General features: G+C 66.6%; 20 protein-coding genes and 1 riboswitch. Of the genes, 10 read left to right on the top strand and 10 right to left on the bottom strand.

Going from position 1 to position 22,437, the window contains the following annotated elements:
- Window positions 1-109: 109 nt before the first annotated feature.
- From ABIB45_RS20775 to ABIB45_RS20805, 7 genes are all read right to left on the bottom strand, one after another.
- Window positions 110-1,522 (bottom strand): L-serine ammonia-lyase, encoded by a 1,413-nt coding sequence (locus tag ABIB45_RS20775; protein ID WP_354217745.1) that lies wholly within the window; start codon window positions 1,520-1,522, stop codon window positions 110-112.
- A gap of 101 nt (window positions 1,523-1,623) precedes the next feature.
- A complete protein-coding gene (gene glyA, locus ABIB45_RS20780; RefSeq protein WP_354217746.1) occupies window positions 1,624-2,949 on the bottom strand; it encodes a serine hydroxymethyltransferase in 1,326 nt (441 codons plus the stop codon).
- The gene (gcvH, locus tag ABIB45_RS20785; RefSeq protein ID WP_354217747.1) at window positions 2,946-3,329 is read right to left on the bottom strand and encodes a glycine cleavage system protein GcvH; all 384 of its coding nucleotides are present in this window, start codon (window positions 3,327-3,329) and stop codon (window positions 2,946-2,948) included. Before gcvH ends, glyA begins: the two co-directional genes overlap by 4 nt.
- A gap of 83 nt (window positions 3,330-3,412) precedes the next feature.
- The gene (gene gcvT, locus ABIB45_RS20790; RefSeq protein WP_354217748.1) at window positions 3,413-4,540 is read right to left on the bottom strand and encodes a glycine cleavage system aminomethyltransferase GcvT; all 1,128 of its coding nucleotides are present in this window, start codon (window positions 4,538-4,540) and stop codon (window positions 3,413-3,415) included.
- Window positions 4,541-4,552: 12 nt separating this feature from the next.
- Window positions 4,553-7,417 (bottom strand): aminomethyl-transferring glycine dehydrogenase, encoded by a 2,865-nt coding sequence (gene gcvP, locus ABIB45_RS20795; RefSeq protein WP_354217749.1) that lies wholly within the window; start codon window positions 7,415-7,417, stop codon window positions 4,553-4,555.
- 159 nt (window positions 7,418-7,576) lie between these two features.
- A riboswitch (glycine riboswitch) is annotated at window positions 7,577-7,674 on the bottom strand.
- A gap of 195 nt (window positions 7,675-7,869) precedes the next feature.
- Window positions 7,870-8,454, bottom strand: coding sequence for a histidine phosphatase family protein (locus ABIB45_RS20800; RefSeq protein ID WP_354217750.1), 585 nt, complete (start codon window positions 8,452-8,454; stop codon window positions 7,870-7,872).
- 66 nt (window positions 8,455-8,520) lie between these two features.
- Window positions 8,521-9,264, bottom strand: a complete 744-nt coding sequence (locus tag ABIB45_RS20805; protein WP_354217751.1) for a PAS and ANTAR domain-containing protein — start codon at window positions 9,262-9,264, stop codon at window positions 8,521-8,523.
- A gap of 268 nt (window positions 9,265-9,532) precedes the next feature.
- Between ABIB45_RS20805 and ABIB45_RS20810 the strand changes: the two genes are divergently transcribed.
- The 4 genes from ABIB45_RS20810 (at window position 9,533) to ABIB45_RS20825 (ending at window position 13,181) form a co-directional block, all read left to right on the top strand.
- Window positions 9,533-9,715: a hypothetical protein gene (locus ABIB45_RS20810; protein ID WP_354217752.1), complete on the top strand. Its 183-nt coding sequence runs from the start codon at window positions 9,533-9,535 to the stop codon at window positions 9,713-9,715.
- A gap of 56 nt (window positions 9,716-9,771) precedes the next feature.
- Window positions 9,772-11,922, top strand: coding sequence for a copper-translocating P-type ATPase (locus ABIB45_RS20815; protein ID WP_354217753.1), 2,151 nt, complete (start codon window positions 9,772-9,774; stop codon window positions 11,920-11,922).
- 184 nt (window positions 11,923-12,106) lie between these two features.
- Complete coding sequence (locus ABIB45_RS20820) at window positions 12,107-12,481, top strand: hypothetical protein (protein ID WP_354217754.1); 375 nt, start codon at window positions 12,107-12,109, stop codon at window positions 12,479-12,481.
- A gap of 67 nt (window positions 12,482-12,548) precedes the next feature.
- Window positions 12,549-13,181 carry a DUF305 domain-containing protein gene (locus ABIB45_RS20825; protein WP_354217755.1) on the top strand — a complete coding sequence of 211 codons (633 nt, stop codon included), beginning with the start codon at window positions 12,549-12,551 and terminating at the stop codon, window positions 13,179-13,181.
- Window positions 13,182-13,308: 127 nt separating this feature from the next.
- On the opposite strand, the gene ABIB45_RS22670 is transcribed toward ABIB45_RS20825, so the two are convergent.
- Window positions 13,309-13,563, bottom strand: coding sequence for a hypothetical protein (locus ABIB45_RS22670; protein WP_502909263.1), 255 nt, complete (start codon window positions 13,561-13,563; stop codon window positions 13,309-13,311).
- A 151-nt stretch (window positions 13,564-13,714) separates the two neighbouring features.
- On the opposite strand from ABIB45_RS22670, the gene ABIB45_RS20835 reads away from it, so the two are divergent.
- From ABIB45_RS20835 to ABIB45_RS20845, 3 genes are all read left to right on the top strand, one after another.
- A complete protein-coding gene (locus ABIB45_RS20835) occupies window positions 13,715-14,356 on the top strand; it encodes an arsenate reductase/protein-tyrosine-phosphatase family protein (protein WP_354217756.1) in 642 nt (213 codons plus the stop codon).
- A gap of 237 nt (window positions 14,357-14,593) precedes the next feature.
- Window positions 14,594-15,598 (top strand): LCP family protein, encoded by a 1,005-nt coding sequence (locus tag ABIB45_RS20840; protein ID WP_354217757.1) that lies wholly within the window; start codon window positions 14,594-14,596, stop codon window positions 15,596-15,598.
- A 117-nt stretch (window positions 15,599-15,715) separates the two neighbouring features.
- The gene (locus tag ABIB45_RS20845) at window positions 15,716-17,401 is read left to right on the top strand and encodes an alkaline phosphatase D family protein (protein WP_354217758.1); all 1,686 of its coding nucleotides are present in this window, start codon (window positions 15,716-15,718) and stop codon (window positions 17,399-17,401) included.
- 12 nt (window positions 17,402-17,413) lie between these two features.
- Here the strand turns inward: ABIB45_RS20845 and ABIB45_RS20850 are convergent, their stop codons facing one another.
- Both ABIB45_RS20850 and ABIB45_RS20855 read right to left on the bottom strand, forming a co-directional pair.
- Entirely contained in the window at window positions 17,414-17,620 is a 207-nt protein-coding gene (locus tag ABIB45_RS20850) for a hypothetical protein (protein WP_354217759.1), read from the bottom strand.
- Between the two features lie 89 nt (window positions 17,621-17,709).
- Window positions 17,710-18,123 carry a hypothetical protein gene (locus ABIB45_RS20855; protein WP_354217760.1) on the bottom strand — a complete coding sequence of 138 codons (414 nt, stop codon included), beginning with the start codon at window positions 18,121-18,123 and terminating at the stop codon, window positions 17,710-17,712.
- Between the two features lie 604 nt (window positions 18,124-18,727).
- On the opposite strand from ABIB45_RS20855, the gene ABIB45_RS20860 reads away from it, so the two are divergent.
- From ABIB45_RS20860 to ABIB45_RS20870, 3 genes are all read left to right on the top strand, one after another.
- A complete protein-coding gene (locus ABIB45_RS20860) occupies window positions 18,728-21,001 on the top strand; it encodes a S9 family peptidase (RefSeq protein ID WP_354217761.1) in 2,274 nt (757 codons plus the stop codon).
- Between the two features lie 108 nt (window positions 21,002-21,109).
- Entirely contained in the window at window positions 21,110-22,006 is an 897-nt protein-coding gene (locus tag ABIB45_RS20865) for a hypothetical protein (protein WP_354217762.1), read from the top strand.
- 223 nt (window positions 22,007-22,229) lie between these two features.
- The gene (locus ABIB45_RS20870) at window positions 22,230-22,436 is read left to right on the top strand and encodes a hypervirulence associated TUDOR domain-containing protein (RefSeq protein WP_354217763.1); all 207 of its coding nucleotides are present in this window, start codon (window positions 22,230-22,232) and stop codon (window positions 22,434-22,436) included.
- The last annotated feature ends 1 nt before the right edge of the window (window position 22,437 follow it).

The following is a 22,437-nucleotide window of genomic DNA, read 5'->3' on the forward strand; positions in this document are numbered from 1 at the left end:
CTTGGCCTTGATCCACTCCGGCTTCCGCTCCACGGGTACAGCCGCGTTACGCTGCTCAACGCGCAGCAGCTTCCGGCCTTCTGGTGCCAATGTCATCAGTACTCTTTCCTTAGCATTCCACGACGTTGACGGCGAGGCCGCCCATGGCTGTTTCCTTGTACTTGGAGCTCATGTCCCTGCCGGTTTCCCGCATCGTCACAATCACCTCGTCCAGCGACACCCGGTGGGTACCGTCCCCCCAGAGCGCCATCTTTGCCGCGTTGATGGCTTTCGCCGCCGCGATGGCGTTCCGCTCGATGCAGGGAACCTGCACCAGGCCGCCGATCGGATCGCACGTCAGGCCCAGGTTGTGTTCCATCGCGATTTCCGCGGCGTTCTCCACCTGCTGGGGTGTGCCGCCCATGACCTCCGCGAGCCCTGCCGCCGCCATCGACGATGCCGAGCCCACCTCGCCCTGGCAGCCCACCTCGGCGCCCGAAATGGACGCCTGTTCCTTGTAAAGCACCCCGATGGCACCCGCCGTGAGGAGGAACTTGACCACAACGTCGTCGCGGTCTTCCTGCGTGGCTTTGTCCATCCCGGGTGCGAAATGCAGTGCGTAATACAGGACCGCGGGGATGATCCCGGCGGCGCCGTTCGTGGGGGCGGTGACCACCCGGCCGCCGGACGCGTTCTCCTCGTTGACCGCCAGGGCGATCAGGTTCACCCATTCCTGCCAGTACTTGGGGTCCCGGTCCTTGTCCTCCTTGAGGAGGCGTTCGTGCCAGTCAGGCGCACGACGGCGGACCTTCAGTCCGCCGGGCAGCAGCCCCTCGCGCTTGAGGCTGACTTCCACGCACTCCTCCATGACGGAGTAGATGTGCAGCAGCCCTTCGCGGATCTCTTCCTCCCTGCGGGAGGCGCGTTCGTTGACGAACATGATCTCGCCGATGGACAGGCCCTTGGACTGGCAGCGGCCCAGGAGTTCAGCGGCCGTACGGAACGGCAGCGGGAGTTCCTTTTTGGACTCGTCGAGTTCCTTCAGGGCAGCGTCTTCCTCGCCTTCGCGGATAATGAAGCCGCCGCCCACGGAGAAGAACGTGGCTTGGTGCAGGGCCTCGCCATTTTTGTCCGAGACCGTGAAGGTCATGCCGTTGGTGTGCCGCGGCAGGACGGTCAGCGGGCGCAGGATCATGTCCGTCACGCCGTAGGGAAGCTGCACGCCTCCCCCTTCACCGGCGCCGGCGAGCTGCAGCATCCCGGTTTCGGCAATCGCGGCGAGCCGCTCCTCCACCTCGGCCGGCAGGATCATTTCGGGGTGGAACCCCTCCAGGCCCAGCAGGATGGCCGTCATGGTGCCATGGCCGTGGCCTGTTGCGGCGAGCGACCCGTACAGGTCCACCCGCAGTCCCGCCACCTTCTCCAGGACACCGGCGCCCCGAAGTTCTTCGGCGAACACAGCAGCAGCCCGCATGGGCCCAACAGTGTGCGAGCTCGACGGTCCGATCCCGACGGAGAACAAATCAAAGACGCCAACGGCCATGTGCGTTTCCTAACTAAAAAATCGCGTACAAATCAGGAGTTTTTGTCCAGATAACAGGCCTAAATCAGCTGAAAAGACCCATTATCTGGACAAAAACTGCGTCAGCTGACGTTGGCGACTGACGGGTAAAGCGGGTGGGCGGCGGCGAGTGCCTCGACCCGGTGACGCAGGCCGGAAAGGTCCGCGTCGGCGTCGGCAATCAATGCCTCGGCGATGATGTCCGCAACTTCACGGAACGCAGCCTCGCCGAAGCCACGGGTGGCCAGGGCGGGGGTGCCGATGCGCAGGCCGGAGGTGACCATCGGCGGGCGCGGGTCGAACGGCACGGCGTTGCGGTTGACGGTGATGTCAATCGCGGCCAGGCGGTCCTCGGCCTGCTGGCCGTCGAGCTCGCAGTTGCGCAGGTCAACCAGGACCAGGTGCACGTCGGTGCCGCCGGAGATCACGTTGATGCCCTTGGCGGTGACGTCCGGCTGGACCAGGCGGTCGGCCAGGATGCTGGCGCCCGCCAGGACGCGCTCCTGGCGTTCCTTGAACTCCGGTGATGCGGCGATCTTGAAGGCCACAGCCTTGCCGGCGATGACGTGCTCCAGCGGGCCGCCCTGCTGGCCCGGGAAGACAGCCGAGTTGATCTTCTTGGCGATCGCCGGATCGTTGGAGAGGATAATGCCGCCGCGCGGACCGGCGAGGGTCTTGTGCGTGGTGGTTGTGACGACGTCGGCGTAGGGCACCGGGTTCGGGTGCAGGCCAGCCGCCACCAGGCCGGCGAAGTGGGCCATGTCCACCATCAGGTACGCACCCACCAGATCGGCGATCCGGCGGAACTCGGCGAAGTCGAGCTGGCGGGAGTAGGCGGACCAGCCGGCCACGATCAGTTTGGGTCGGTGTTCCAGGGCCAGCGCTTCGACTTCGGCCATGTCTACCCGGAGGTCGGATTCACGCACGTGGTAGGGGACCACGTTGTAGAGCTTGCCGGAGAAGTTGATGCGCATGCCGTGGGTGAGGTGACCGCCGTGAGCCAGATTCAGGCCCATGATGGTATCGCCCGGCTTGATCAGCGCGTGCATGACTGAAGCATTGGCCTGTGCGCCGGAGTGCGGCTGCACGTTGGCGAACTCGGCACCGAACAGGGCCTTGACGCGGTCGATGGCCAGCTGCTCGATGACGTCCACGTGCTCGCAGCCACCGTAGTAGCGCTTGCCCGGGTAGCCCTCGGCATACTTGTTGGTCAGGACCGAGCCCTGGGCCTGCATGACCGCAACGGCGGTGTGGTTCTCCGAGGCGATCATCTCCAGGCCATCACGCTGGCGGCCCAGTTCGTCGTCGATCTTGACCGCGATTTCCGGGTCCAGGACCGAAAGGTCGACATCCAGGCTGGCGGAGACTACCTGCTCAAAGACTGCGGTGCCTGCTGCAGCGGCGCTCACAGCTCGCCACCGTTTGCTTCCGCGTATTCCTGCGCGGACAGCAGCGGGCCCTCGGACTCGACGGTGACCTTGAACAGCCAGCCGGCACCGTACGGATCGGAGTTGATCAGTGCGGGATCGCTCACGGCGCCATCATTGATTTCCGTGACCTCGCCGGTGACCGGGGAGTACAGGTCAGAAACGGACTTGGTGGACTCGATCTCGCCACACGTCTCGCCAGCAGTGACGGTGGAGCCAACCTCGGGCAGGTCCACGTAGACGATGTCGCCCAGTGCCTCGGCGGCAACGGCGGACACGCCAACAACGGACGGGCCAGAGCCATCAGTGGAAATCCACTCGTGCTCGGCGGAGTACTTCAGTTCAGCGGCAACCTTAGCCATGTGTGTTCCTTACGTTTGAAATCTGTGGGTGGTCGGGTGGGGTGGCTGCAGATCCGGTGGGGCTGGCATCCGGCACCCGAAAACTACTTCTGGCGCTTGTAGAACGGGAGGGCGATGACCTCGAAAGGCTCTACCTTGCCGCGCAGGTCGATGTCCAGGGCGGTGCCCAGTTCGGACTGCTCGACGTCGACATAGGCCATGGCAACCGGGTAGCCCAGGGTGGGTGAGGGCTGGCCGGAGGTGACTTCGCCAACCACGTTGCCGTCCTTCAGGACCGGGTAGCCGCCACGGCCGGCACGGCGGCCAAGGCCCTTCAGGCCGACAAGCTTGCGCTTGGATCCGGCTTCCTTGGCAGCTTCCAGGGCGGAGCGGCCCACGAAGTCGCCTTCCTTGCTCTTGAGCGCCACAACGGGGCCCAGGCCGGCGTCGAACGGTGAACGCTCCAGAGATAGCTCGTTGCCGTACAGCGGCATGCCGGCTTCCAGGCGGAGCGAGTCGCGGGCCGCGAGGCCGCACGGAATGATGCCGAACTCTTCCCCTGCAGCGGCGATGGACGCCCACAGGGAAGCTGCGGCGTCGTTCGGGACAAAGAGTTCGAAGCCGTCTTCGCCGGTGTAGCCGGTGCGGGCCAGGATGACGTTGTGGCCGGCGATGGTGAGCTCGTTGAACGCGTAGTACTTCAGGTCGGTGACCAGTGCGTGCTGGGCCTCGTCGGTCAGCTTGAGCAGGATGGCCTCGGCTTTGGGACCCTGGACCGCGACCAGGGAGGTTGCTGCGGAAGCGTCCTCCACCTTCACGTCGAAGTTCCCCTCTTTGCCGGAACCGGCCCGTTCCTCCATCGCAGCAGCAACGGTGGGTGCGTTGCCCGCGTTGGGGACCACGAGGTACTTCTCGTCACCGAACCGGTAGGTGATGAGGTCATCGATGATGCCGCCGTCGGCGTTGCAGATCAGCGAGTACTTGGCCTTGCCGTCCGCGATGGCGGAGAGCTTGCCCACGAGGGCGTAGTCCAGGAACGCACCGGCGTCGGGGCCGGTGACCCAGACTTCGCCCATGTGGGAGAGGTCGAACAGGCCGGCGGCGTTGCGTACGGCGTGGTGTTCGGCGAGCTCGGAGCTGTACTTCAGGGGCATCTGCCAGCCACCGAAATCGGTGAACGAGGCGCCGAGTTTCTTGTGCTCTTCGTAGAGCGCCGTGTAGTTCTCAGTCATTGTCAGGGATCCTTAGTCTTCGAACTCGGACAGCGGCGGGCAGGAGCAGATCAGGTTGCGGTCTCCGGCGGCGCCGTCGATGCGGCCCACGGGCGGGAAGTACTTGTCCTGCTTGAGGTGGTGGACCGGGAAGACGGCCTGCTCGCGGGTGTATTCCTTTGCCCAGTCGGAACTGACGACGGCGGCCGCAGTGTGCGGTGCGTTGCGCAGCGGGGAGTTTTGCACGGTGAAGTCGCCGTCGGCCACCTGGTCGATTTCCTTGCGGATGGTGATCATCGCGTCGATGAACCGGTCGATCTCGGCCAGGTCCTCGGACTCGGTGGGCTCCACCATTAGGGTGCCAGCTACCGGGAACGCCAGGGTGGGTGCGTGGAAACCGTAGTCGATGAGGCGCTTGGCCACATCTTCCGCGGTCACGCCGGTCTTCGCCGTCAGGTCGCGCAGGTCCAGGATGCACTCGTGCGCCACCAGCCCGCCGGCGCCGGTGTAGAGGACCGGGAAGTACTCGTTCAGGCGTGCCGCCACGTAGTTGGCCGCCAGCAGCGCCGACTTGGTGGCTTCGGTCAGGCCTTCGCCGCCCATGAGCTTCACGTAGGCCCAGGAGATGGGGAGGACACCGGCGGAGCCGTAGTTCGAGGCGCTGATGGCCACGCCTGTTGATCCGGCAGAGCCGGAGTCGTGGGCTGCCTTGTTCGCATCGCCGGGCATGAACGGTGCCAGGTGGGCCTTGGCTGCGACCGGGCCAACGCCGGGTCCGCCGCCGCCGTGCGGGATGCAGAAGGTCTTGTGCAGGTTCAGGTGCGAGACGTCGCCGCCGAACTTGCCCGGCTGCGCCAGGCCCACCAGGGCGTTCAGGTTCGCGCCGTCGACGTAGACCTGGCCGCCCGCGGCGTGGACCGCGTCGCAGATGTCGGTCACGTCGGCGTCGTATACGCCGTGCGTGGAGGGGTAGGTGATCATGATCGCCGAGAGGGCGTCCTTGTTCGCTTCGATCTTCGCGTTCAGATCGGTGTGGTCGATGGTGCCATCGGGTGCGGTGGCGACGACGACAACCTTCATGCCGGCCAGGACCGCGGACGCGGCGTTGGTGCCGTGCGCCGAAGCCGGGATCAGGCAGATGTTGCGCTGCGTGTCACCGTTGGAGCGGTGGTAGCCGCGGATCGCCAGCAGGCCAGCGAGCTCGCCCTGGGAGCCGGCGTTCGGCTGCAGGGAGACCTGGTCGTAGCCGGTGATCTCGGCGAGGTCAGCTTCGAGGCCGCTGATCAGTTCACGCCAGCCCACGGTCTGGGATTCCGGGGCGAACGGGTGGATGGAGGCGAACTCCGGCCAGGACATGGCTTCCATCTCGGCGGTGGCGTTCAGCTTCATGGTGCAGGAGCCCAGCGGGATCATGGTGCGGTCCAGTGCCAGGTCCCGGTCGCTCAGCTTGCGGATGTAACGCAGCAGCTGGGTCTCGGAACGGTGCGTGTTGAACACCGGGTGCTCCATGTAGCCGGAGGTGCGGAGCGCTGATTCGGGCAGTTCAAAGCCCTTCGTGTCCCCCACCGGGCCGGCGCCGAAGGCGACAGCGATCGAGGACAAAATATCCGGCGTCGTGGTTTCATCCACGGAGACGCCGATGGTGTCATCGTCGATGTGGCGCAGGTTGATCCCGCGTGCTTCGGCGGCGGCGATGACCTTGGCGGCCTTGCCCGGGACGCTGACCGTGACGGTGTCGAAGAAGGTCTCGGTGGCCAGTTCGCGGCCGGCGGCCTTCAGCGTGGTGGCGAGGGTCCGGGCGTGCGTGTTGACGCGCTCGGCGATCGCCTTCAGGCCGTCCGGGCCGTGGTAGACGGCGTAGAACGAGGAGACGATGGCCAGCAGAGCCTGCGCGGTGCAGATGTTGGACGTGGCCTTCTCGCGGCGGATGTGCTGCTCGCGGGTCTGGAGGGCCAGGCGGTAGGCGGGGAGGCCGGCGTCGTCCTTGGACACGCCCACGAGGCGGCCGGGCATGGAACGCTCCAGGCCCTTCGCGACGGCCATGTACGCGGCGTGCGGGCCGCCGAAGAACAGCGGCACACCGAAGCGCTGGGTCGAGCCGACGGCGATGTCCGCGCCCTGCTCGCCCGGAGGGGTGATCAGGGTCAGCGCCAGCAGGTCAGCGGCGACGGTCACCAGCGCGCCGCGTTCCTTGGCGGCGGCGATGACTGCGGCGTGGCCGTACACGCGGCCGGACGCGCCGGGCTGCTGCAGGACGATGCCGTTGATGTCACCCTCGGGCAGGCCCTGGGACAGGTCAGCGACCTCCACCTCGAAGCCGAGGGCTTCGGCGCGGCCCCTGACGATGGCGATGGTCTGCGGGAGAACGTCCGCGTCCAGGACGGTCTTGCCGTCGTGGGCGGCCTTGTTCTTGTTCGCGCGGCGCATCATCAGCACGGCCTCGGCAACGGCGGTGGCTTCGTCCAGCAGGGAGGCGTTGGCGATGGGCAGGCCCACGAGGTCCTGGACCATGGTCTGGAAGTTCAGGAGTGCTTCGAGGCGGCCCTGGGAGATCTCTGGCTGGTACGGCGTGTACGCGGTGTACCAGGCCGGAGCTTCGAGGATGTTGCGGCGGATCACGGCGGGCGTGACGGTGTCGTAGTAGCCCTGGCCGATCATCTGCACAGCCATCTGGTTCTTGGCAGCGAGCGTCCGCAGCTCAGCCAGCACTTCAACCTCGCTCAGGGCGTCCTTGAGGGCCAGCGGCTTGGCCTGGCGGATGGAATCGGGGACGGCAACGTCAACGAGGCCATCAACGTTGTCATAGCCAACCGCCTTGAGCATGGTGTCGATATCGGCCTGGCGGCGCGCACCAATATGCCGGTCGGCGAAGACGGTGGGGGACGACTGAATGGTCATGAAGGAACTCCATAATTCAGGTGGCGCGCTGGGTACGCCACATTGATTCGGGTTCCTCCCCGCTCTGTATGGGACCTGAGAGTTTCCGCGCCGCCTGCCTTTACAGAATGACGCTTGCACCGTCGGTGAGCCCGTTGCCGGACTGCTTTCCAGAGTTGCCTAACCGCGGCGGTACGTGGGCCTGAGAGATTCCCGGAGAGGATTTGCTCCTACGGCGCCTGCTAAACGTACTGGCAGGACTCTCCCGCCGCAGATCAAAAGCTGTGCCACCTCGTCAGTGACACGGCCCACAGCTTACTCGGATTCCGAATCATGCGCAAACGTTGCGAGTCGACGCAGGTCAGCCCTGGGACAGGCATCACATCCCGCGCCCCCACCACAACGCGGGGTCACTTCCGGCCCAATTCCGGCGGCTGATTGGGCGTGAAGTGACCCCGCGTGGCTCTGTCGGGTCAGGCCCGGACGTCAGCCGCCAGCCGCTCGCCGTTGTAGTACTCCAGCTGCCAGCCCTCGTGGACGTGGTGGTGGGCCAGGTTGAGCACGGCGTTGTCAATGCCGTGCAGGGTCCGGCCGATGGCGCGGCTGAGGCTTACCCGCAGGAGGGTGCCATGGGCGACCACCAGAACCCGGCGGCCGCGGAACTCCTCCGCCAGAGCTTCCAGCGCCGTCAGCCCGCGGCTGGCGGCCTCATCTTCGCTTTCGGCGCCCCGGAAACCGCCGGGGATGCGCAGCGCCTCCAGCTCGGGGCCGGCCTGCAGGCCTTCCGCTTGTCCGAAGCTGCGCTCGGTGAGCTCCGGAACGTGCCGGGCCACGCTGAGCCCGAGCCCCGCGGAAATCAGACTGGCGGTTTCCGCGGCACGGCTCAGCGGCGAGGACACCACGGCGTCCCATTCGAGACCGTCAAGGGCGGCGACGGCGTCGCGCGCCTGGTCGCGGCCGACGTCGTTCAGGGGAATGTCAGTAGCTCCTTGGAGCCGGCGCTGCGCATTCCAGTCAGTCTGGCCATGGCGGACGAGGGCGAACGTCGTGAGGGTCATGCCTTCCATTGTCCCCGACGGCGGGAAGGCCACGCGGCCACCGGCAGCGCCACGGTGAGCAGATCCTCAGCTGAGGCCACCGGCTGGACCGCTTCCCGCCACTGGAACCACGGTCATCGAGCCAAGGTTGCCCCAGAGGCCGCGGGCCTTGAGCTTTTCGGAAGACGTTTCCGCCACGGCGTGCATTGCCTGCAGGGCCGCATCCAGCGCAACCGTTCCTTCCGGGCGTTCGGCCAGGCGCAAAATCTCGGCGGCCAACGCCGCAAGCTTGATGTTGCGGTGGCTGCTGGTGGTGACCAGCAGCTCGAAGGCAGTCTCGGAACCGATCAACAGCCGGCCCATCAGAATGCCGCGGGCCTGGTCAATGATGCTGCGCGTTGCCGTGGCTGCAATTACCGCGTCACGGGCCACCTGCTCTGTCTCGCGCCGCAAAGTGGAGGACAGGTCCAGCATGAGGCCCGCCAGTGCTGTCACCTTGCCCTCGCCATCCTGGATTGCGTCGCCGGAGGTCAGCACATGGCGGATACGCCCCTGGGCGTCGATGATCCGGTGGTATATGCAGAAGTAGCCGCCGCTTTGGGAAACCGTCGCCACGATGTCCTGGCACCCCTCCCTGTCCTCGGGATGCTTGTGCGAAAACAGCAGATCCAGCGTCGGCACCACCTCGCCGCGCCGGTACCCGTGCACCTGGTACATCCCGTCGGACCACTCCACTGTTTGCGCCGGAAGCTTCACGTGGAAAGTACCGGCGAGGCACGCACCTTCCCCGAGAGCACTGGAATACGTGATAGGACTGCCAAGCCTGGCCATGAGGGCACCTCCACGCACCGTCCGGCATCCCGTCACCTTTGAGGGATGCAGCAATATCCAAGTATGGACGGAAAGCGCCTCAATGGGGAAGGCAGCACATCCTCAATTATGGCTTCCAACACACCCCGCAGGCCTTGACTTGCATACCCCCTGGGGGTATGTTGAGGATGTTGTCAGTGAACTGGTATGTCCAAGCCGGTGCCCCGCACCGCCATCACAGCCGTTCAACCCCAGCCCCATCACTTCTTCGTCAAGAAATGGAACTGACATGCGTGAAGCCGAGAACCGGCCCCAACTTCCTTTGATCCCCGCTGCCTCAGGCTGCAGCTGCTGCTCACCGGCTGCCGCAGCCCCCGCCGCCGTCGTAATGGCCGACGGCGGGGCGCGCGACGGCGTTGCACGCATCAGCGCTGCACCCAACACTGCCGCGGACGCCGCAGAACGCCGCTGACCGCACCACGCCAGCCCCCGGCGTTCCCGCGTCAGGGGTATCCCGCAGGAGGAATCATGGAAGACCACAATCACCACCATTCGGGTGGGCAGGTGGGTGTAGAGGGTCAGGACGTGCCGAGCCAACACAGCGCTCCGGGCCACGGCACCCCTGAGCATACGGCCCACACCCACCACCCCGCGCAGAACCACACGGACGATGACCACACCGTCCACGCCCATGGCCAGCACGCGGGCCACAGCACGGCCATGTTCAAGAACCGCTTCTGGCTGACACTGGCCCTCTCGGTTCCGGTGGTCTACTTCAGCCCCATGGTGGGGCACCTGCTCGGTTACATGCCGCCGATGTTTCCCGGTTCGGCCTGGATTGCGCCCGTGCTGGGAACCGTCATCTTCCTCTACGGAGGCCAGCCGTTCCTTAAGGGCGGAGTCCAGGAGCTGAAGAACCGGCAGCCGGGAATGATGCTGCTGATCGGCATGGCCATCACGGTGGCGTTCGCGGCATCCTGGGTCACGAGCCTGGGAATCGGCGGCTTCGATCTGGACTTCTGGTGGGAGCTTGCCCTGCTGGTGGCCATCATGCTGCTGGGCCACTGGATCGAAATGCGGGCCCTCGGGTCGGCGCAGGGCGCGCTGGATGCCCTCGCTGCGCTGCTGCCCGACGAAGCCGAACGCGTCACCGCTGAAGGCACTGAAACCGTCCCTGTGTCCGAACTCCGTGAAGGCGATACCGTCCTGGTCCGCTCCGGGGCCAGGATGCCGGCCGACGGGACGGTGGTGGACGGTCAGGCCGAATTCGACGAGTCCATGATCACCGGCGAATCCAAAACTGTCCCCCGGACGGTGGGTGACGCCGTGGTGGCAGGAACCGTGGCCACTGACAACAGCGTCCGCGTCCAGGTCACCGCCGTCGGCGAAAATACCGCCCTCGCCGGGATCCAGCGGCTGGTGGCCGAAGCCCAGGCCTCATCCTCGAAGGCCCAGGCCCTGGCCGACCGTGCTGCCGCTTGCCTGTTCTACTTTGCCGCCGGGGCCGGCGTCATCACCTTCATTGTGTGGAGCCTGCTGGGCAGCGTGCCGGAGGCCGTCACGCGCACCGTCACCGTGCTGGTCATCGCCTGCCCGCATGCCCTGGGCCTGGCCATTCCGCTGGTGATCGCGATTTCCACGGAACAGGCAGCACGGGCGGGCGTCCTGATCAAGAACCGGATGGCGCTGGAACGCATGCGGACCATCAACGTTGTCCTGTTCGACAAGACCGGCACCCTGACCACCGGGGAACCTGACCTGAAGGATGTTGCCGCCGCGCCGGGCGTGGACGCTGACAGCCTGCTGGCACTGGCCGCCGCCGTCGAATCCGACAGCGAACATCCCGTTGCCCGCGCTATCGTCCGTGCCGCCCGCGGGCGGAACCTGACGCTGCCGCGGGCCACCGGTTTCAGCTCGCTGATGGGCCGCGGCGTTCAGGCGACCGTGGGCGGCCGGACCATCCACGTCGGCGGCCCCGCACTCCTGCGCGAACTCGGCGCCGTCGAGCCTGAAGAGCTGATGCGTTCCACCCGGGGGTGGATGGACCGCGGCGCGGCCGTGCTGCACGTGCTCGACGGCGGCACCGTCCTCGGGGCGGTCAGCCTCGAGGATTCGGTGCGGGCGGAGTCGCGGCAAGCCGTGGCCGCCCTTCAGAACCGGGGAATCAAGGTGGCCATGATCACCGGCGATGCCCACCAGGTGGCCCAGGCCGTCGCGGCGGACCTGCATATCGACGAGGTGTTCGCCGAGGTCCTGCCCGCTGACAAGGACAAGAAAGTGGCCGAACTCCAGGCCCGCGGCCTGAAGGTGGCCATGGTGGGCGACGGCGTCAACGACTCCCCTGCGCTTGCCCGCGCTGAGGTGGGAATCGCCATCGGCGCCGGAACCGACGTTGCCATGGAATCAGCGGGCGTGGTCCTGGCCGGGAACGATCCGCGCGCAGTACTGTCCATGCTGGATCTGTCCCGCGCCAGCTACCGGAAAATGTGGCAGAACCTGGTGTGGGCCACCGGCTATAACGTCCTGTCCGTGCCGCTGGCCGCGGGCGTCCTGGCCTTCGCCGGCGTGGTGCTTTCCCCCGCTGCGGGTGCAGTGCTGATGTCCGTTTCCACCATAGTGGTGGCCCTCAACGCCCAGCTGCTCCGGCGAGTGAAACTGAACCCGTCCGAGGTTCGTTGAATCAAGGAACGCTGGTTAGCGGCGCGATGAGAGGAGGCAGCACCATGACGGCAACCGCACGCACGGTGTCCGCCGCCCTCCTGCGCGCCGCCCTGGCAGCGGCCGTGCTGGCACTCATCGCCGGGCTCTTTGGCATGCACGTGATGACCGGAACCATGCCGCCCACGGGAATCACACGGCGGCGGTGCAGGCGACTGGGGGGCACGCTGTTGAGGGGCACACTGTTGAGGGGTACACTGCGGGCAGTCACGCAGGGGCTGGCCATGGCGTTACCGGCCACGATGCCAGCGGGCACGAAGCCGCCAGAGACTCCGGGCAGCCCGTCGCCGGTGCTCCCGCCGCCGCCATCACCTCCTGCTCAGGCTCGTGTCACGAGATGATGCAGGCCGGGACGTCCTGCATCCCCTCCGCCAAAGCCGGCGCGCTGACCGTCTACCCACCCCACGAAACCGGCGTCGCCGTCCACCCAGGACCGGCAGCCCGCACCGGGCCGGTCATCGAGCACTCCCACACTCCCGCGAGCCCCACGCCCTGCGACCTGTCCATCAGCCGGACGTAAACCGGACTGCGCCACGCACACAAATCACCCACGGCACAGCCCCCCTACGTTTAGAAGGACCTTTCCCATGAACACGAAGATTCGAAACATCTCTATGGCCGCCGCCCTGGCGGCTTCCCTGGGCCTGGCAGGCTGCGCAGCCTCGTCCACCCCCGCCGACGGAAACACCATGTCCGGCATGCACAACGGCAGCTCAAGTCCCATGGCCAGCATGATGCCGGACGCCAACGCAGCCCATAACCAGTCGGACATCATGTTCGCCCAAATGATGATGCCGCACCACTCCCAGGCCGTGGAGATGAGCCACATCATCCTGGCGAAGCAGGGCATCCCCGCCGAAGTCACCGCCCTCGCCACCAAAATCAAGGCAGCCCAGGCGCCGGAAATTGAGACAATGACCGGCTGGCTGAAAACCTGGAACCAGCCCACAGGAATGATGACCGGCACCACCATGCCCGCCCACTCGATGGACGGAATGGTGGATGAAGAGGGAATCAACAAGCTCAAGGCAGCCCAGGGGGCCGACGCCGCCCGGCTGTTCCTCGAGCAAATGATCGGTCATCATGAGGGCGCCATCGAAATGGCCCAGCAGGAGGTCGGCGCCGGAAAGTACCCGGCTACCATCCAGCTCAGCCGGGACATCGTCACCTCGCAGGAAGCAGAGATGGTGGAGATGAAGGCACTGCTGGCCAAGATGTAGCCAGCAGCCTCGAGGCACCGGCCCGCTGCGGGCCGGTGCCTCCGGCCACCCCGGGCCAGGCTCAGACCTGCCGAATCCGATGGGCCTGATTAAATCCACCGACGGCGGCATGTCCTGGGAGCAACTCTCACGCCAGGGGGAGTCGGACTTCCACGCACTCACGGCGGCCAAGTCCGGCATCGTGGCCTTCGACGGCACCCTGCGCACCAGCCCCGACGGGAAGACCTGGTCCGTGCAGGCCGCCGGTTTCGTCCCTGCAGCCCTGGCCGCGGACCGAGAAGGGACGGATCGACGGGCAGGTCCAGGCCATCGCGGCAGTGGAGGTTCCGGGCGCCGACGCCCGGGTGTGGGCCGCCACCTCCACCGGAATGGTGGTATCCACCGACGGCGGGGCCACATTCCGGCCCCCGGCAGCCGGCTGACCCGGTCGCTGCCGCGGCCCTCACCGTGCTGGGGCGTCGCCGGCACGGTCCCGTGCTACGTTGAAAGACGGGCCGTACCGGTCCGGCGCCCCGCTGGAAAAGAGAAGCTCCTTGGAATCCCCCGCACCTGCCCCTGCACCCGTGAGGATCCTGACCGTCTGCACCGGAAACATCTGCCGCTCCCCCGTGGCCGAGCGGCTGCTGCAGGCCGGGCTGGACCAGGTAATGCCCGGTGCGTTTGAAGTCACCAGTGCAGGGACCCGGGCCATGGTGGGCGACCCCATGCAGCCACTGTCCGGGGACATCGTGCGCACCTTCGGCGGGAACCCTGACGGCTTCGTCTCCAGGCAGCTGACCAGCAAGATCCTGCGCGGCGTGGACCTGGTCCTGACCATGACCTCCGGCCACCGCGGCGAAGTGCTCCAGCTGGACGCCTCGCTGCTCAAGCGCACCTTCACCATCCGCGAGTTCGCCAGGATGCTGGACGTCCTGGACCACCGCGCCGATGCCACCGCAGACCATCCCGGAAGGGCCGACGGCGGCGCTCCCCTGGGCGCCAACACCGCCTTCTGGCGCGGGCTGCCCGCCCGGGCCGCGTCCGTGCGGCACCTGTCACTGCCCGCGGACTCCGCCGAGAACGACATCATCGACCCCTACCGGCGGGGGCCCCAGGTCTACCGCCAGATGGAAGACGAGCTTGCCCCGGCGATCGTCTCCGTCCTGCGCCACGCCCGCCTGAACGTATCCGCTTAACCCGGCGCGCCGGCGTCGTACGCGCACCACCCGGGCACTGACTTCGGCGCCTGTTTTGGGAGGTGCTAAAGCGTTAGGAAAACGACACACACCCCCTATGGCGGGAACTTGGCGCGTGGCGGACACTGAGTCATGGAAAGCACCCCGAGCGGGCATGACAGGATCGGACCAGGCACCTCAGGCCCACAGGCACCCGGACCCACACCGCTGAAACGCCGGCGCTTGATAGCGGTTGTCTTGTCACTCCTGCTGGTGGCCGTGGTGGCCGTGTCGGCACTGGTCTTCAGCCGCCCGGCGGCGGAGGTGGCAGCTCCGCAGCCCACTTCGACGGAAACGCCCACGGCCACCCTCACCCCGTCTGAAACGCCGCCGCCGCCACCGGCACCGGCAGCTCCCCCGCCGCCCGAACCCATCGCCGATCCCCCCGCAGCGGCCATGAACATCCTGGTGGTCGGCAGTGACAGCCGCGGCAACGCGCGCGAACAGGCGGCCCACACGGCGGCCACGGGCGAGTCCCAGGACCACCGCTCCGACGCACTGATGGTGGTCCACGTTGCGGCGGACCGCCGCACCCTCTACGTCATTTCCATCATGCGCGACCTGTGGGTGGACATCCCCGGATACGGCGGCTCGAAGATCAACGCCAGCCTGGAACTCGGTGGGATCGACCTGACGGCGCAGACTGTGGAATCGCTGCTTGGCATCCACGTTGACCACACACTGATGTTGGACTTCAACGGTTTCCGGGCCCTGACGGACGGGCTGGGAGGAATCGACCTGAATGTGCCGTTCGCTTTCCAGGCCACGTTCGATACCGGGCACGCGTTTTCTGCCGGCATGAACCACCTCGACGGCCAGGCCGCGCTGGAGTTCACCCGCGAGCGCTACGCCTTCGTGAACGGCGACTTCCAGCGGGTCCAGAACCAGCGGATCATGCTGCGCGCCATCCTGGCCAGGCTGACGGCCGGCGGCGCGCTGAACGATGTCACCGCCGTCCGCTCGATCGTGGAGTTTGCCGCCTGCTGCCTCACCGTGGACAAGGGCTTCGATCCGGTCCAGACGGCCATCCTCGCCTACAGCCTGCGCAACCTGGACGTGAACGCGGTGGGCACCATGACGCTGCCCACTGCCGGTCCTGGCATGGTGGCCGGGCAGTCCGTGTTGTTTCCGGACTACGGCGGCATCAACGCCGTGGCAGCCGCGCTCCGGGAGGGCAGGATCGGCGAATACGCAGTGCCGTAGGCCCTCACCCCGGGCCAGGCCTCTCCCCGGTTGCGGGTGACAGAAGTTCACCCTGCCGCGTCCTGGTGTTAACCGGCCCGCGCCGGCCGGTTCACGGCGGCGCGCAACTGTGGGTGCATGACTGATATTTCGCGCCGCACCATTGTCAAGGGGTCCGTCCTCGCCGCCGCCGCTGCTGCCGTGCCGGCCGCCGCCCACGCTGCCTCGCCCGCACGCCCCGCCGTCGCCGGGATCGCACTCGTCCGGAACCGCCTCACCCTCCCCAGCGGCATCGCCACCGGCGATGTCACCGCCGATTCCGCCGTGCTGTGGTCCCGTGCCTCAGGGCCTGGCAGGATGCTGGCCACTCTCCGGGCAGTGGACGACGGCGGCGCAGTGCTGAGCGGGAAAGGTGCCTTTGAGCGCACCCTCCGCGGCCCGCGCGCCACCCAGGCATCCGATTTCACCGCCAAGATGCACGCCGGCCACCTTCCCGCCAACACCCGGTTTGCCCTGGAGATCAGTTTCGAGGACGACGACGGCGCCGCGGGTGAAGCCGTCAACGGAACATTCCGGACGGCACCCGACAACGGGAGCTTCAACTCCGGAAACGCCGGCGCCAACGGCAACGGACACGCGGGCGGCGACGGCCCGGCGTCGTCCGTCCAGAGCTTTGTGTGGACCGGCGACACCGCCGGCCAGGGCTGGGGCATTAACGAGGAAATCGGCGGGATGCGCGGCTACCGGGCCATGCACAACACCCGGCCGGACTTCTTCATCCACTCCGGCGACACCATCTACGCCGACGGGCCTATCGCCGAAACGGTCGTGGAACCGGACGGGCAGATCTGGCGGAACGTAGTGACCGAGGAGGTCGCCAAGGTGGCCGAAACCCTCACCGAATTCCGCGGCCGGCACCGCTACAACTCGCTGGACGCCAACATGCGCGCCATGTTCGCCGACGTTCCCGTGATCGCCCAGTGGGACGACCACGAGACCCACAACAACTGGTACCCGGGGCAGGTCATCGACGACGCCCGCTACACCGTGCGCGATGTCAACACCCTCGCCGCGCGCGGTCGGCAGGCGTGGCAGGAGAACATGCCCATCGCCGACAGTTCGGCGCTGTGGCGCCCCGGAACGTTCGACGACGGCGGCCAGTACCAGCCCGCGCGCATCTACCGGAAGATCACCCGCGGCCCGCAGCTGGACGTCTTCTGCCTGGACATGCGCACCTTCAAGTCCCCGAACACGGACGGGAAGGAACCGTACGCCACGTCCATCCTGGGCCAGGAGCAGGTGGACTGGCTGATCCGAGAGGTGTCCAAATCCAAGGCCACCTGGAAGGTCATCGCCGCCGACCTTCCGCTGGGCATCATCGTCCCCGACGGCCCCGTCAACGAAGAAAGCATCTCCAACCGCGACAACGGCGCGCCGCTGGGCCGCGAACTGGAGATCGCCGGCGTGCTGAGCGCGTTCAAGCGCAACGGCGTGAAGAACATCGTCTGGCTGACCGCGGACGTGCATTACTGCGCCGCGCACCACTACTCCCCCGAACGTGCAGCCTTCACGGACTTCGATCCCTTCTGGGAATTTGTGGCAGGCCCCATCGCGGCAGGCTCCTTCGGGCCCAACGCCATGGACGGCACCTTCGGCCCGGAAGTGGTGTTCGCCAAGGCGGGCCGGTTGGCCCAGTCACCGCGCGACGGCGAGAGCCAGTTCTTCGGCCACGTCCAGCTCGGCGAGGACAACACGTTCACGGCCAGCCTCCGCAATGCAAACGGGGCCGTGGTGTTCGCCAAGACCCTGACGCCGGAGCGGTAGGCGTTCAGGCAGTCAGCCGGCACCGCTGCGGGTCGGGTCCGGACGCAGCGGTGCCGGCCCCGGATCCGGGACGGGAAGCGGGCCGGGAGGTTCCGGCGTCGGCATGGGGCTGGGCCTCTCCGGGCCCGGGTGGCCGGGATGGGTGGGATCCGGCGATAGCGGATCCGGTCCGGGTTCCGGCGGGAACGGCTCGGGTTCGTGCACTGGCGGGATGGTCATGGAACTTCCCCTCTCAGGCTGGGCGTCTTCGCATAATCAGGATACGCCCAGCCTGCGTTTCCCCTCTACGGCCGGATTCCATGCCCTCCTTAGGCGGGGCGGCGCAGGCGGTGCGGCTGGTACGCCGAGGCCTGGTCCACATCTTCGGCGCCGCGCATGACCGGGACCGCGAAAGTCACCACCAGGCGGGCTTCGGCGGCGTCGGTGGACCGGATGGTCAGGCTCCTCGTGCCGGGCGGCACGGACGGCGTGAACACCTGAAGGTTCCGCGAACCCACGCTGGCGGTGTCCCGCAGTGTGTAGACAGTGCCCCAATGATCTTCGACGGCAATTTCGGGAACTGTCCTGCCGGCCGCGGACTCCACGTGGATATTGACCACCAGGCAGGTGCTCCAGACTTCCACGGACAGCACCGTGAAGTCTGCGGCCCTGGTCATATGAAGCCCGAACGTGGGCGGCAGGAGCATCTGGCGGAGGGTGCCTTTCGGTATCAGGTTTCTCATTTTCGACCCCAATTTTGCTAAGTGTGCTTTCAATTACCGCGCTACGATGACGCCCTGTCAAGATTCCCCGGGGATCCCGCGCCGCACACTGTGGAAAGCCGCACTGACCGGCGATAACGCGTGCGGTGACGGCCGTCCGGGACTACGCTGCCGCCGTCGGCCGTTAGGCGAAGCCACAAGTGGGTACGCCGCTAGTGATGCTTCTGCACCCGGCAGGCGGCACTCGGCAACGGGGTGATCGGTCTTGGAAACAGCGGGTTGAGGCAGGCGGTACGGGGAGCGGGGCCCACCACGCTGGACGGGCTGACACCCGGCGGCATTGGGATGGCCCCCGGCGGTGCCGGGGGCCATCTTTACCGGGCGGGTCACCCGCAAACTGCCGATACGCTGACTGGCGCTGTGGCGTGCCCAAACGGCTAACCGCCCTAAGAAGGCAGATGAAAAAACAACGCGTCCGGATCCTCCCGGTACTGCCGTTCTAGCACTGTGCCGACGACGGTTCAAGGGTTCCCCGCCGGTAACTTTCCCGACGCAGGACGGGGAGGGGCTACCCCGGTAGCGAACGGGCGGGCCCTTTGTCGGCACGGGTCTATATATTGAAGGAATGACCCAGACTCCGCTGCAGGATTCCGCCAGTTCCTCCCCCGATTCCGACGCCGCCGCCGCTACCGCCGCCACCGCGGGCGCTGTCCGGCCGCCGGTCGCCAAGCAGGTCAGGCACGAGCGGACCCACCACGGCGACACCTTCGTGGACAACTACGAATGGCTGCGCGAGAAGGACTCCCCCGAGGTCGTGGAGCACCTGAAGGCCGAGAACGCCTACCAGGAGGCGGTCACCGCGCACCAGGAGCCACTCCGCGAGGCAATCTTCCAGGAAATCAAGGGCCGCACGCAGGAGACAGACTTATCTGTCCCGAACCGGAAGGACGGCTGGTGGTACTTCAGCCGGTCGGTCGAGGGTAAGGAGTACGGCATCCAATGCCGCGTCCGCGCGCAGGACACCCGCAACCCGGTGACTGACTGGACTCCGCCGGCGGTGCAGGCCGGCGTCGAGATCCCCGGCGAGGAAGTGCTGCTGGACGGCAACGTCGAAGCCGAGGGCAAGCCGTTCTTCTCTGTGGGCGGCTCGGCCGTCACGGTGGACGGGAACCTCTACGCCTACGCTGTGGACAACGCGGGCGACGAACGCTTCACGCTCCGCATCAAGGACCTGCGCACCGGCGAGCTGCTGCCTGACGTCATCGAGAACATCTTCTACGGCGTTAGTTTCTCCCCCGACGGCACCCGCATCTTCTACACCGTGGTGGACGATTCGTGGCGCCCCTACCAGGTCAAATCCCACATCCTGGGCACGCCCGTTACCGACGATGAGGTGATTTACCAGGAGGACGACGTCGCCATGTGGCTGGGCTTTGAGCTCTCCTCGGACAGGCGTCACCTCGTGCTGGGCATCGGCTGCTCCGAGTACAGCGAGACCCGCCTGCTGCGCTTTGATGACCCGACGGCGGCGCTCACCACCGTGATTTCCCGCGACGAACGCGTGCTCTACGAGGCCGAGCCGTTCCTGCTCGAAGGCCCTGACGGCGAAAAGTCCGAGCGGATCCTCATCACGCACAACCGGAACGCCGTGAACTCCATGGTCTCCCTCATTGACCCGGCCGAGCTCGCCAAGCCGCTGGCCGCGCAGCACTGGAGCACCGTCGTCGAACATTCCCACGACGTCCGCGTCAACGGTGCCGGCGTCACCGCCACACACCTGATCGTCTCTGTCCGCAAGGACACCATCGAGCGCGTGCAGGTGATGGGACTTTCCGGTCTGGGGACGCCCGCGCAGGAAGCCCCGGTGGAGCCCGCGTTCGACGAGGAGCTGTACACGGCCGGCGTCGGCGGTTCGGACTATGAGGCGCCGGTCATCCGGCTGGGCTACACCTCCTACTTCACGCCGTCGCGCGTGTACGACTTTGTCCTGCCCACCCCGGCGCAGCCCGCCGGTGAACTGCTGCTCCGCAAGGAAAGCCCGGTCCTGGGCGGCTACTCCGCGAGTGACTACGTGGCCACGCGCGAATGGGCCAACGCCACGGACGGCACGCGGATCCCGCTGTCCGTGCTGCGCCACCGGAGCGTAAAGCAGAATTCGACGGCGGCGGGCCTGGTCTACGGGTACGGCTCCTACGAGATGAGCATGGACCCCGGATTTGGCATCGCGCGGCTGTCCCTGCTGGACCGCGGCGTGGTGTTTGTGATTGCGCACATCCGCGGCGGCGGCGAACTGGGCCGGCACTGGTACGAGGACGGCAAAAAGCTCACCAAGAAGAACACCTTTACCGATTTTGTGGACGCCACCGACTGGCTGGCGGGCTCCGGCTGGGTCTCGCCATCGCGAATCGCCGCGCTGGGCGGCTCCGCAGGCGGGCTGCTGATGGGCGCCATCGCCAACCTGGCGCCGGAAAAGTACGCCGCCGTGGTGGCGCAGGTGCCGTTTGTGGATGCCCTCACCACCATCCTGGATCCGGAGCTTCCACTGTCCGCCCTGGAATGGGAAGAGTGGGGCAACCCCATCACGGACCCGGGCGTATACCAGTACATGAAGTCCTATTCGCCCTATGAAAACGTGCATTCTGTGGCGTACCCGAAGATCGCCGCGGTGACATCCTTCAACGACACGCGTGTCCTCTACGTGGAGCCCGCCAAATGGGTGCAGGCCCTGCGGTCCGCGACGACGGGGTCGGAGCCGATCGTGATGAAGATCGAAATGGACGGCGGCCATGGCGGCGCGTCCGGCCGGTATGTCCAGTGGCGCGAGCGGGCGTGGGACTACGCGTTCATCGCCGATTCCCTCGGCGCCACGGAACTGCTTCCGGGGGCCGGCCTGCGGTAACACTGTGCCCGGCAGGCAGTACCCAAAAAAGCTAGCCATGCTTACTATGGTCTGATGTAGTGCTGTCCGCTGGGGGGCAGATCAAACCGCGTCGGAACTTGAGGTGACGTGAGCATGATTTCCCAGCGCAGCGAGGGCGGTGCCACAACCGGAGCCACGGGCCCGGGCCTGCACTTGATCTGGCCGGCATTGTTTACCGACGCCACCGGTAGGGCGCGGCAATGTGCCGTTGCCCTCCCCGCCATTGCGGCCCTTCTGGCCAGCCTCACGTGGGCATCGTGGCCGGACGGCGGAACGTACCGTCCGGTCCAGGAGTACCAACCCAGCATGGTGCTGGTTCCCGCCGCCAACCCACATGAGCCCGCCATGCGAATTGCACCTGCCGGCTGGCAGAGTCCGGAATCGCACTGGGTATTCCCTTTCGACCCGCCGGATTCCCCGGAAGATGACGGCAACCAGGCCCTGGCGGTGACCACCGCCGACGGTTCAGTGACCTACAGCATGGAGTTCGCACTGGTCCGGGCCGAGGATGGCGAGCCGATGGAAACGAGGAATGAAGCGTACGCCTTCGCCAACTGCACGGGCTGCACGGCGGTGGCCGTGGGATTTCAGGTGGTGCTGCTAGAGGGACAAACCGATGTCATTGCTCCGGAGAACCTATCCGCGGCCGTGAACTATGACTGCGTCGAATGCCTCACCTATGCGCTGGCCAACCAGCTGGTTCTGACCCTAAACGACCCGTTGAGCGACGACGGATGGGCGCAGCTGTCGGCACTGTGGTGCGAAATCGACGAATACGGCGAGGACCTTCCGGACGTCCCCTTGTCCGAGATCCAGTCCCGGCTCGAGGCGTACAAGGGGCAGATCATCGCGATCGTCCAGGCCGACCCTGGTGACCCGGGTGACCCGGGTGACCCGGGTGACCCGGGTGACCCGGACGACGGCATCGCCACGTCCACTGAAACCGCTGCCCCCGCCACCGCAGAACCGACGCTGCCTGCCTAAGGCGCCCGCCGCCGTCGCCCGTTCCCAGCGTGGAGGCACCCGCGGTGCCACGGACCCGTTCCAAGGCGCTGGCCTGTGGTAACGCGTCAAGGATGCAGGGCTCAACAGCGCCGGCTTGGACCGGCCGCCCATAGCTGTGAATGCGTACTACCCAAAAAAACTAATCATGCTTATCATTGTGGCGCTGGGCATGGGAGTCGCCGCCACCAGCTAAGGAGCAGAAATGCCGCTGAGCAAGGGAACCGCCGTGGAATGGAACACGCCCCAGGGACCCACCCGCGGCAAGATTGTGGAGAAGAAGACCAGCGACTTCGAACTGGACGGGAACCAACACCGGGCCAGCGAGGATGAACCCCAGTACGTGGTGGAGTCCGCCAAGACCGGTGCCCGAGCAGCACACAAGGCGTCCGCACTGACCGAGACGAAGTAAG

Origin of the sequence: Arthrobacter sp. UYCo732 (genome assembly GCF_040547265.1) — a bacterium.
Lineage (GTDB): Bacteria > Actinomycetota > Actinomycetes > Actinomycetales > Micrococcaceae > Arthrobacter.